8 protein-coding genes and 1 pseudogene are annotated in these 12,082 nt (G+C 39.4%); 1 reads left to right on the top strand and 8 read right to left on the bottom strand.

The genetic code is table 11. From position 1 onward, the window contains the following. Window positions 1-78: 78 nt before the first annotated feature. The 6 genes from MMO38_RS02880 to atzF all read right to left on the bottom strand — a co-directional run bounded on the left by MMO38_RS02880 (window position 79) and on the right by atzF (window position 8,869). A complete protein-coding gene (locus MMO38_RS02880; RefSeq protein ID WP_241322470.1) occupies window positions 79-1,092 on the bottom strand; it encodes an NAD(P)H-quinone oxidoreductase in 1,014 nt (337 codons plus the stop codon). Window positions 1,093-1,099: 7 nt separating this feature from the next. Further along, on the bottom strand, window positions 1,100-1,969 hold the full coding sequence (locus tag MMO38_RS02885; RefSeq protein ID WP_241322471.1) for an AraC family transcriptional regulator: 870 nt from the start codon (window positions 1,967-1,969) through the stop codon (window positions 1,100-1,102). A gap of 187 nt (window positions 1,970-2,156) precedes the next feature. Further along, entirely contained in the window at window positions 2,157-2,651 is a 495-nt protein-coding gene (locus tag MMO38_RS02890) for a hypothetical protein (protein WP_241322472.1), read from the bottom strand. Window positions 2,652-2,715: 64 nt separating this feature from the next. Continuing rightward, on the bottom strand, window positions 2,716-3,411 hold the full coding sequence (locus MMO38_RS02895; protein ID WP_241322473.1) for a GntR family transcriptional regulator: 696 nt from the start codon (window positions 3,409-3,411) through the stop codon (window positions 2,716-2,718). Window positions 3,412-3,422: 11 nt separating this feature from the next. Next, window positions 3,423-7,028: an urea carboxylase gene (uca, locus tag MMO38_RS02900; RefSeq protein WP_241322474.1), complete on the bottom strand. Its 3,606-nt coding sequence runs from the start codon at window positions 7,026-7,028 to the stop codon at window positions 3,423-3,425. Between the two features lie 14 nt (window positions 7,029-7,042). Then, a complete protein-coding gene (gene atzF, locus MMO38_RS02905) occupies window positions 7,043-8,869 on the bottom strand; it encodes an allophanate hydrolase (protein ID WP_241322475.1) in 1,827 nt (608 codons plus the stop codon). Window positions 8,870-9,202: 333 nt separating this feature from the next. Here atzF and MMO38_RS02910 point away from each other — a divergent pair, with 333 nt between their 5' ends. Then, on the top strand, window positions 9,203-10,177 hold the full coding sequence (locus MMO38_RS02910) for an SUMF1/EgtB/PvdO family nonheme iron enzyme (RefSeq protein WP_241322476.1): 975 nt from the start codon (window positions 9,203-9,205) through the stop codon (window positions 10,175-10,177). A gap of 19 nt (window positions 10,178-10,196) precedes the next feature. Here the strand turns inward: MMO38_RS02910 and MMO38_RS02915 are convergent. Both MMO38_RS02915 and MMO38_RS02920 read right to left on the bottom strand, forming a co-directional pair. Next, a pseudogene (locus MMO38_RS02915) lies at window positions 10,197-11,519 on the bottom strand (hypothetical protein); the annotation flags it as partial. Next, window positions 11,516-11,953 carry a hypothetical protein gene (locus MMO38_RS02920; protein ID WP_241322477.1) on the bottom strand — a complete coding sequence of 146 codons (438 nt, stop codon included), beginning with the start codon at window positions 11,951-11,953 and terminating at the stop codon, window positions 11,516-11,518. The pseudogene MMO38_RS02915 and the gene MMO38_RS02920, both read right to left, overlap by 4 nt. Window positions 11,954-12,082 lie beyond the last annotated feature (129 nt).

Consider the following 12,082-nt stretch of genomic DNA (forward strand, 5'->3'; position numbering starts at 1 on the left):
TTGTTTTGTTTGTACATACTGCTCAAGATTTGGGTCATGCTCAACTGATCTGCATAAACAGGCATGTAATGAATATAATTAGGCAAATTCAGCTTTAACTTCTAGTACAACTTTGCCAATATGTTGACTACTTTCAAGACATTGGTGTGCTGCTGCAACATCTTCAAAAGCAAAAGTTTTATAAATAATCGGTTTACATTGATCTGCTTCAATCAATGGCCATACGTATTGCTCAAGGTCTTCGGTAATTTCTGCTTTTTCTGCGTTGGTTCTCGCTCGCATGGTTGAACCTGTAACAGTCGCACGTTTTAACATCAATTCTTGTATATCAAAGCCATCTACTTTTCTGCCACCCATAAAGCCAATGATGACCAGTCGACCATCTCGTTTTAGCAAGCGTAAATTTTGATTAAAGTAAGATGCACCTATAATATCCAAGATCACATCGACACCTTGACCATCGGTGCGTTCTAAAATTTCTTTTTCGAAATCCTGAGTCTTATAGTTGATAACTTGAGACATCGAAGCTAGTTTTTCAACCTTATCGTCACTGCCAACTGTTGAAAAATTTTGAATTCCCATCGCATGACATAGACTGATCGCGGTTGAACCAATACCACTCGCACCACCATGAATTAAGACCGTTTCATGATTCTTTAACTGCCCGATCTGAAATAAATTTGCCCATACCGTAAAGTAAGTTTCAGGAATAGCTGCTGCTTCTACAAAGCTCAGATTTTTGGGAATTGATAAGGTCTGATTTGCGGGTACAGCACAATATTCTGCATATCCACCGCCATTGGTAAGTGCACACACTTTATCGCCGACTTTAAACTTTTCTACCTTATTTCCTACTTGTGCAATAACGCCAGCAACTTCTAAACCTGGAATCTGTGTCACGCCTTTCGGCATCGGATAAAGCCCTTGACGTTGCAAAATATCAGGTCGATTAATGCCTGTAGCATAGACTTCAATGAGCACTTCATCTTCTTTAATCTCTGGACGATCGCCTTGCACAACATTTAAAACTTCAGGACCGCCAGCTTGAGTAATTTCGATATATTTCATTTGATCTACACGACTATGATTCATGATTTGTTTATTCCTTATTTAACTCAGTCTGATTAGGAGAAAAACCAAACTGTTTTTTAAATTCTCGACTAAATTGTGATGAGCTTTGATAACCAACAGCATAAGCGGCTTGAGCAACGCTTTGGTTTTCGTTTTGCAACAATTGTTTGGCCTTATGCAATCGAACTATTTTTAAATATTGCAAAGGTGGATGTTGGGTGACTTGTTTGAAGGCTTTATGGAAAGCGGAAGTACTCATATTGGCTTTCTCAGCAAGCATTTCCACTGTTAATTTTTCTGTAAAGTGATGTTGAATATATTCACAAATTTTATAAATTGGTCTTAAATTTCCTTGAGCCACTAGCCCTTTTAAAGCATCTGCACCTGAGTGTTGAATCACTCTATATAAGAGTTCTCGTTTTATTTGATCACCTAAAATCAAAATATCTTGCTCAGATGTAAGCGTATTGAGTAGCCTAAATAATACACTTGAGATGTTCTGATCATATTGAATGACGCTCATTCCCGTCGTTAACGGCTTAAACTGATAATTCTTAAAATAGGTCTTTGCCAATAATTCATTGACCGTATCCGCCTCTAATTTCATACCAATCGCAATCATGGGGAATTCAGGACTTGCAATTGTGTCGCAATCAAATGGCATCGATACCGAAACAATCAGGCAATCTCCTTGTTGAAATGAATAGGTTTCTGTTCCGATATAGCCATGTTTTTGACCTTGTAAAACAAAAACTAAAGTCGGTTCTTGCAATACAGCAATCGGCGGTGTGTCATGATCGACTCGCATCAGGGTAATGCCATCGATTGCTGTAGTAAAAAAGCCTTCTTTATGAACGATTTTTAGAAATAGTGCCGTGAGTGTTTGATCATTCATCATGTTTCATCTGATGATTGGAAGTTTGATCTTTATTATTAAATAGAAAAGTAATGAAAGATGTTAGTTTTATGCAGGATTAGGCATGAAAAATATAATTCTGTGAATTTTCACTTGGATAAGATATTGAATTTAAGTTCTTAGTACCCAGAGATCCATGCTTTTAATTGTATAAAAGAACCACAGAATTCTAATAATCTTTAATATATATTTTATTAACTAAAGGCAATATACCTAATCTTCCTTCAATGATGTCATTCCATGTGTCGTCCTCTTTCAATTTATCTAAAACATAGAAGGTAACTATTTTATTACCTACCTTAAATAGATTTCTGTATCTAATTTCTATTTCTTCATTTGTGAAATCAACTCCACCATATATTTCTCTTTCCTCATTATCTAATTTTATTGTGGTAACTTTATTAGCTTCCATGAAGGGGTTTTCTTCATTTAATCCAATTATAGTTCCACTGGTTACATATGTTTCAATATTTCCATTATCAATATTTTCCCACCATTCATCTGTTGCATATAAGCCGTAATCGCCTTTTAAACCCATACTTGTTGACTGATCAAGTGTAACTTCATGTGTTTCTTTAATACTTTCTGGGTTCATTAGTAAAGATAACTTTAAGTCAAAAACTAATTTATAACCTTGCTCAAGTAGAAGTAACTCTTCCTGCATTTATTTCTCCCAGCTTATTACTTTTACTTAAAAAAAATGATATGAGCCATTAATAATTTCTATCTCAATAAAACTGACTCGAATCTAACATTTGCAAAGTAATTTTTTTCACTTCATCACGACTTTGCATAATATGCGCTTCAATCGCGTGGATTGCTTCATCCACTTTGCGATCGAAGATAAAACCGAGTATTTTCTGATGTTCTTGATAAGTCGCTTCTACACGATAATCTTTGGAAAAATCCAAACGACGGATAATACGGATGCGCTCACTCAAATCACGATGAATCCTTGCCATTTCATTATTACCAGAAGCGCGAACTAAAGCACAATGAAAATCTTCATCTTGTTGTGAGAGTTGTTTGATGTCTTTTAGATATTGATGCGATTCGATCATCCATAAATCTTTTAAAACGGATAATTCAACAGAGTTTTGATGATCCATCTGACAAAGTTTACGAATCGAATCTTTTTCTAACACTATCCGCACATCATAAAGTTCTTCATAATAACGAAAATTGAGCGGTCGGATTTGCCAACCGCTACGAAAACTCACATCGACATAACCCTCTTGTTGCAAACGATACAAGGCTTGTCGGATTGGGGTACGACTCACATCATAAGCCTTTGCAACTTCGGATTCTGTAAAACGTTCACCCGGCATCAGTTTGAAATCAAAGATATCATTCTTGATGCGTTGGTAAACCAGCTCAGACAAGTTGTCTGAGCTCTTTGTTGTTTTTATTTTGGTTTCTTTCATGCAGCCTTGCCTTATTCCATATAGACCAGTGGCTCGCCACTATGTACCGTTTGCCCTGCTCTGCAAATAATGGCTTTCACGATGCCATCTTCTTCTGCATAAACAGGAAGTTCCATCTTCATTGCTTCAATAATAGCAATAGTCTCACCTTTTTTAACCTCCTGACCGCTTTCAACAAAGATTTTCCAGATATTGCCAGTCATCGATGCGTTGAGGGATGAAAGATGGCTATAGTCCGCACTGTTGCAAAGTTCAATCTGTTCTTCTGGCTGGGCGGCAAACTCTTCTTTCCAACGACTCACTTCGGTGGTAAATGCTTGTTGCTGCTTGGCTTTAAACTCAGCAATACTTTCCGCTTCATTCTCTAAGAATTTTACATAGTCTGCATAATCAAATTCAGTTTCTTCAATCTGAATTTGCGCACGACCATTTTCAAAATCTGCACGCCATAAATTCAATTCATCCTCAGATACTTCAAAATATTTAATTTGATCAAAGAATTGCAAGAACCATTGCTTATTACCAAATTGTTTATTTTTCCTAAACTTGTTCCAAATCGGTAAAGTACGACCAATAAGCTGATAGCCACCCGGTGAATCCATGCCATAGATACACATGTACATACCGCCAATCCCCACTGTTCCCTCTGCGGTAAAGGTACGTGCAGGATTGTATTTAGAACTGAGTAAGCGATGACGCGGATCGATTGGTACGGCACATGGTGCAGTCAGATAAACATCACCCAAACCAAGAATTAAATAATTCGCATCGAAAATAATATCTTTGACTTCATTACGATGGGCTAAACCATTAATTCGTTGAATAAAATCAACATTGCTTGGTAGCCAAGGCGCTTTGGCACAAACACTTTCTTGATAACGCTCAACTGCACCTAAAGTGGTACTGTCTTCAAATGCCATTGGCAAATGTACGATTCGAGATGGAATTTTTAACTGACTCAAATCGCCCATTTCTTCTTCAAGTTTAAGTAATTGAGCAATCAGTTCTGATTGTGGAATCACTAAACCATCATATTTAATTTGCAGTGAACGTACACCTGGTGAGAGTTCTAATACGCCATCGATATTTGCTGCACGAATCATTTGAATCAATTGATGCACACGTAAACGCAACGCCAAATCCAAAACATTGTCGCCGTATTCTAAAAGAATATAGCTATCACCTGCTTGGCGATAAACTGTTTTTGGTGATAAATCGGTTGGTTCGCGTTGTGCCAAAATTGTTGTTAGCACATCTTGAGTTGGCTCAATCGTCTCCACGACTTTGGTCGCATCAGCAAAGTTTTGGATATTTTCAATTTGCTTGCGTTCTAATTCATTGGCTTGTTCTACCGTGATTGGATAGAAACGAATTTTATCATCCGCTTTTAACTGTCCAACTTTCCAAAGTTCTGCTTTGGCAATGGTTACAGGACATACAAAGCCACCTAAGCTTGGACCATCTTTTGCCAAAATAACAGGGAAATCACCAGTAAAGTTGATTGCGCCAATCGCATACTCACAGTCATGCACATTGGATGGATGTAAACCTGCCTCACCACCATTTTCTCGCGCCCAGCTTGGCGTCGGACCTGATAAACGTACACCTAAACGGTTAGAGTTGAAGTGTACTGTCCATTCAGATGCAAAAAACTCCTCCACATATTCAGGCTTGAAGAAGTCAGGTGCGCCATGTGGGCCATATAAAACTGCGATTTCCCACTCATTGCCATATTCAGGAATCAGATCAGCCGATAATGCTTGAGGCACGTCAGTTGCAATTGGAAGTTCTATACTGGCAAATGTTGGATCAACCATTTTAATCATGTCACCGACACGTAAGGTACGACCTGCATGCCCCCCAAAATTACCAAGTGCAAAAGTAGAGCGACTGCCAAGATAAACAGGCACATCTAAGCCATTTCTCACAGCTAAATAAGTACGACAGCCTGTTTCAACTTGACCGATTTTAAGAGTTTGCCCTGCTTTGACTTCAACAGGTTGCCAAAAATCAATTTTTTCATTATCCAAGAATGCTTTACAACTCGCTCCTGCTAAAGCAATGGTTGTATCCGCATGGAATTTTAATGTTGGCCCAACTAAGGTAAATTCAAACCCTGCCGCTTTAGTATCATTTCCCACAATACGATTGGCAAGCTGAAATGCATAATCATCCATTGGACCTGATGGTGGCACACCAATATCCCAATAGCCTGTACGACCCGGATAATCTTGAATTGAACTCAAAGTTCCTGCTTGAACCACTTCAATCACGTTTGGCGTATAGTTGAAGTCATCCAACATACGTGTCCAAATCTGCATGGATTCAAAACGTTCATCAGAAATAATGGCACGCGCATAATCTAAATTGGTGCTGATCCCATTTAAACGAGTTTCAGCTAAGACAGTTTGTAGTTTCTCAATCGCAGCAGCACGATCTTCAGCATGAACGATGATCTTGGCAATCATTGGATCAAAATATTGCGAAATTTCTGTACCTGTTTTGACCCAAGTATCAACACGAATTCCTTCTGGAAAACTCACTTCTGTCAAAACACCCGGACTTGGCTGGAAATTTTTAACAGGATCTTCGGCATAAACTCGTACTTCAATCGCTGCACCTTTAGGCTGAATATTGCTAAGGTATGCCCAATCAAGTTCATCACCAGCAGCCACTTTGAGCATGCATTCAATGAGGTCTAAACCAGTCACCATTTCAGTGACTGGATGTTCAACCTGTAAACGCGTATTCACTTCTAGAAAATAAAACTCATCGCGATTGGCATCATAGATAAATTCTACTGTACCAGCACTGCGATAATTGACAGATTTGCCTAACTCCACCGCAGCCTGATGCAATTTTTTGCGTGTTGCTTCTGGTAGGTTTGCTGCGGGTGTTTCCTCAACCACCTTTTGGTTACGACGTTGCAAAGAACAATCACGCTCACCAAAAGCAACCACTTGCCCTTTGCCATCACCAAAAATTTGCACTTCGACATGACGAGCTTTATCAATAAAGCATTCAATAAATACGCCTGCATCCTTGAAAAACTGTTCGCCTAAACGTTTGACACTTTCATAGGCATCGGCCAAGGCTTGTGGGGTGTCGCAACGGGTCAAGCCAATACCACCACCACCTGCGGTACTTTTCAGCATGATTGGATAGCCAATACGATCAGCAGCAGTCAATGCTTCTTCTAAACTATCCAGTAATCCTGTCCCCGGTGTCATTGGCACATTCGCCTGTGCGGCCAATTCACGGGCACGATGTTTTAGTCCAAACTCTAAAATTTGCTCGGCGGTTGGTCCCATAAAGGCAATATTATTTTCTTCACATGCACGCGAAAAATCAGCACTTTCTGAGAGGAAACCATAACCCGGAAAAATCGCCTCAGCACCCGTTTGTTTAGCAGCTTGAATTAATTTCTCAATACTTAAATAAGTATCGGCTGGTTTTAAGCCATCCAATGCAATTGCAATATCAGCATCTTCAACATGTTGTGCATAACAATCGCTATCTGAATAAACAGCAACACTAGTCACGCCTAATTTTTTCAGTGTGCGAATCGCTCGAACAGCAATTTCACCACGGTTTGCAATAAGTACAGTTTTAAACATGATGACTCCCCCAATTAATTCGCTGTGTTTGCTACTTGATTGTTACGATGCTGGATATAGGCTCTCCATCCACCAAAATGACTAATATTCTCTGCATCATCTATGCCATAAGGCTCACAGATAAAGCCTTTAACCCAACGACCATCTTCCAACTCGACATTGCCCATGCCCAAAGGTGTTGGGATCTCTGCTACAAACTCGCCAAATCGAGCGGTTGGAACATCCCAAAGTTCAACAATGATGCTTTGACCATCTTGTTGACGAGCTAAGCCTGGTTTTGGCGGAACAGTGCCGTTTAAAGCATAGAGCGCATAATTTTTAGAGGTTTTTGTGGTTTCGATATGCACGGCTTCACGGGTGGTCAATTGAAAATTTAATGGCATCCCGGTGAGATGCGCACCGACCACAGCAACACGGATATGATGAGGAGAAACTGGAGTTACAGAACCTAAAGGCTGAGTCTTATCTAAAGCACCTAATTTCAGTGCTAAGTAGTTTTGCCATGCCTTACCGAAATGAACTAATGCGGCATCGTGCCAAGCTGGGGCAATTAAGGTGATGCCAAAAGGTAAATGATCCGCTCTAAAGCCTGCTGGTAATGCCAGTGCGCTGAGATCAGCTAAATTGGTAAAATTGGTATATGTACCAAAGTGAGCGTTATATTCAATTGGATGCTGTTGTACTTGCTCAATGGTGTAAATGGTCGGTGCTGTTGGAACGATTAAAGCATCAAACTCAGCGAGTTTCGCTTGAATTTTTCGTGCTAAGTCTTGTTTTAAATATTCAGCATTGTAGGCATCAACCGCTGAATATTTTTCGCCGTTTTTAATAATTTCAAGTACTGTTGGATCAAAATCTTTTGCATTGGTTTTGAGTAAATCCTCGACCGCCGCAGTACGCTCTGCGACCCAAGACCCTTGATAAAGTTGCGCTGCCAGTTTTTCAAAATCTGAAAAATCAATCTTGGTGATTTCAGCGTTTAAACTTTCCAGTAATTGCACGGTTTGTTGAAATGCTTTTTCAGCTTGCTGATCACCAAAGAAATTCAGTTGGTTTGGAATTGCAAATTTTAATTTGCTAGAAAAACGTGCAGGCACATTTTTAGGGTGCTTACGTGAATAGCTATCCAGAGCATCGTAGGCTTCGATTTGATGAGCGACTAGATCTGCATCGGCAACCGTTAAAGCAAATATCGAAATACAATCGAGACTTTTACACGCAGGTATTAAGCCACGATTTGAAAAACGCCCTTTGGTAGGCTTTAAACCGACAATATTATTAAATGCCGCTGGCACACGACCTGAACCCGCCGTATCTGTACCCAATGCAAATGGCACGAACCCACGAGCTACAGCACTTGCTGAACCTGAGCTTGAACCACCACTGACATATTCAGCTTTAAATGTATTTGGTACTGCACCAAATGGAGAACGTGTACCTACTAAACCTGTAGCAAATTGATCAAGGTTGGTTTTACCGATCACAATCGCACCAGCTTGTTTTAACAAACGTACTGTTTCTGCATCTTGCTCTGCTATCTCGGTTAGTGCTTTACATGCAGCTGTTGTTGCAAATCCAGCGACATCAATATTGTCTTTCACGGCAAACGGTACGCCGTAAAGTGGAAATTGTTTATGCAGATTCTCAGCATCTTGAGTGGAGTGATTCAATGCTTCGATTTGCTGTTCAATTTGATCTACCGTCGCAATTGAAATCCATGCATTGTCTTGAGGGTCAATTGCTGCAACTAAATCTTTTAAAGTATCGAGCTGAATCTCTTTTTTTAAGTAAGCCGTTTGCCATTCAGAAATTGTCCAGCCTAAAGTTTTAATTTCGTGCACTTTATGAATCCTATCTTGTATACAAGTTTGAATTAATAAAAGCAGAAACCATGCCATAATTATTTTTTAATATAAATCATGTATTTATGTTTATGTGATTTTTAGGTCTGATAAATATGCTTATTATTGGTGCTGAAATCACTGTTGTTGCACAATTCTAGAGATAATGCTGAGAATGAAATTTTTATCTAGCATTTCCAAAATCAGAGACTGTTTATCAAAATCAGAAATAGATATGCTGAGCTTTTAATGCTTAAACACAATGTTTCTTTTCAATCCTCACAAACTCACTTAAAATTTAGACAATATCTGCAACCTAATGATTTTAAAAAGATGATTAAACAAAACCTTGCGATCATTTTACTTTCTAGCATTGCTTTAACTGCTTGTGCCAAACCTACGTCAAATCCTAGTCAAAACGCACAAACGCCAACTACTAAAGCAAATCTATCTGCTGAACAACAAAAACAATTACAACAATTGTTAGAAAAAACCAAAAAGAATCTCATCTTGGTCAAAGGTGGAAACTTTATGATGGGTGACTTTGGTCCTGAACATAGTACTGATAAACGTCCCTATGCTGGCGGGGACAGTAGCCCCTTACACAAAGTCACTTTGGATGACTTTCATCTCAGTGCCACCAAAGCCACTTATGCCGATTTTGATGTCTATACGGATGTCACAGGGCAAAAAAAAGTGGGTAAGTTTAATGAAGATTCAATCGAAGAAAGGATCTCTACTGCAGCAGCGGGGATTAATTGGCAGCAGGCACGAGATTATTGTCAATGGCTCGGTCAACAGCTCAACTTAAAGATGGACTTACCCACAGAGGCGCAATGGGAATATGCAGCCCGTAATCGTGGGCAATATGTTCTCTTTGCCACAGACAATGGCAAAATCGATATTGGTCGTAATATTTGGAGTTTCGAACAACGGCAAGATATTCAAGATAGAACCAAAGTGTATAAGAATATCTCTACATTACAACAATTTCCACCAAGCCCGTTAGGCTTCTATGACATGCTAACCGACAACTATGAATGGATGCTGGACTGGTATGATCCTGAGTACTACAGTAAATCTCCCGAAAAAAATCCGCAAGGTCCAGCGACAGGCATCTTAAAAGTGGTACGTAGCTCTGCACCTGATGATGGTCAAAATATGCACATGGGGGGGAATGGTTTAACCATACAACGCCATGCCATACATCCTGTCGAAGACCCTGAACGTGCTAAATCAAAAATAGTGCAAAAATACAATTTAGACCTGAATCAAAATAACTCAGTGCGTTGTGCAGCCAATCCTTAAGCTTTTTAAAGGTGTACCCTTAAACATGGTACACCTTGGATTCGGATTCATCCTGTTCAAAGGGCGCTAATATCTCGAGGTTACTCGCCATCAACGCTTGCTCTTCAAAACCTCTAGATAAGCCCTGTTGTATGCTCAATTGTTCAAAACGGTAATCATCTTGATTTAGCACCAACATATAGTTCCATGATGTGTCTGTAACCGCCCTTGCTCCCTTACGATATTTTAAATAGTCTTTCAACCACTGATTAATATTGCTTCCTGCATAATCAATGCCTTGATTAATACAGCGAATAATATCTTCTGCATACTTTCGATCACTACCATAATTTAAAAAGCGAATCAAATCCCCTTCAACTTTACCAAACTCAGAGGGGTTTAACTTCTTCGCCCTCGGATGTATATGTTGAATGGTATTTTGCCATTCTGCTATTGTGATACAGGTTTTTAAGATATTAATCACTGCGGTTTTTCGTGCAGGGAAAAACTGAACCTCTCGCTCACTAAAGGACACCTTCATATCAAAGATTGGGGCAGTACGATCACTCCAGTGGGTCACTGCATAGAGTAAGATGCCTTTAGTTTCTGGCGGAGCAATAATCAGTTCCTCACGACCTTTAGCGGAGTTCACATGATTGGCTGTTTTTAAACGCTTTTGGTCTTTATTCAAACGGTTGAGCCAAATATTATAAGCATTTGCTATTTCTTGAACATTTCCTGTTAATGGATGATCCTCACCAATAGAATAAGCGAGTACTTGTGACATCAACGTGAAAGCTTGCCCCGAGATATAGACTAAACTTCTAAACCCAGCTTGTAATAACTGCAATTTAATAAAACCAATATAGTTCAGGATATGCTCAGTCCCTACCGTAAATGTCGCAATCCCCTTTGCACCAACACCCCAACATAGATGTGCTGCGGCACGTACCTTAAAACAGCCAGCATGGTAAATCAGTTGGAATTGCCCTTGCGCCCCAGCACCAGCAGACACCGCAGCGATGGTGACAAACTCTCCCTCTCCATTGCTATCTGTACTCGGTTTGAACCACTCTATCCCGCCTTTTAACACACCTTGGATTTGCGCCCCAACAAATGCATCAACGCCAACGGTTGCTTGTGGCTTGCCACTGTTCTGATCAACAGCAATTTCTTTTAAACCACCTTTTGCGGGTTCAAACATCGGTTTACGCTCACGATTCAGCATGTTCGTCATCGATTGCTCTGGCTCACGTACCACTGCGGATAGCATTTGGGTCGTACCTTGATGAGTAATATCAACCGATAGATTTCCTGCGATCCCCAGATTGGCACCCGAAAAACCTGATAACTCGGCACCTAGCCAGCTCCAGCTTTAAAATATTTATGCAACAAAGCCCAAACATCAACTAAATCAAAAAAAAATAAAATAGAACTTAGAACAATTGCTAAACCAAAAAAAATAGAAAGTTTAATATGATTCCATAGTTTTTTATGTTGCTCTATAACTTTCATAGCAGACTTAAAATCTAAACCATAAAATAGCTTGTTCCTTTTTTCAATAAAATTCTTCAAACTATTTTCTGAAAATAGAAAAATTGTATTGATAAAGGTAACACCCAGAATTACAGCCTCAATATTGGTTACATCCATTGATTTTTGTTTATACAAATCACCATAAAATATAGCTTTTAATTCTTCAGAATTATTAACATATCTTGCTGCTAACTGATGAAAAATAGCCCACAAAACAACGGATAATAATAAATATATTACCAATAAGTCTTTAAGCAGCATAACATTTCCAATTATTTAAATCGTTCATAGCTATACTCTGCAACCGATGCACCAGTGACGCCACCTACTTCGCTACCCGCCCATCAAAGTAATGCAGAGGCCCCTGCTGCAACTCTTATTCATTCTTTG

It is taken from the genome of Acinetobacter sp. NIPH 1852 (assembly GCF_022549455.1).
In the GTDB taxonomy this organism is placed as follows: Bacteria; Pseudomonadota; Gammaproteobacteria; order Pseudomonadales; family Moraxellaceae; genus Acinetobacter.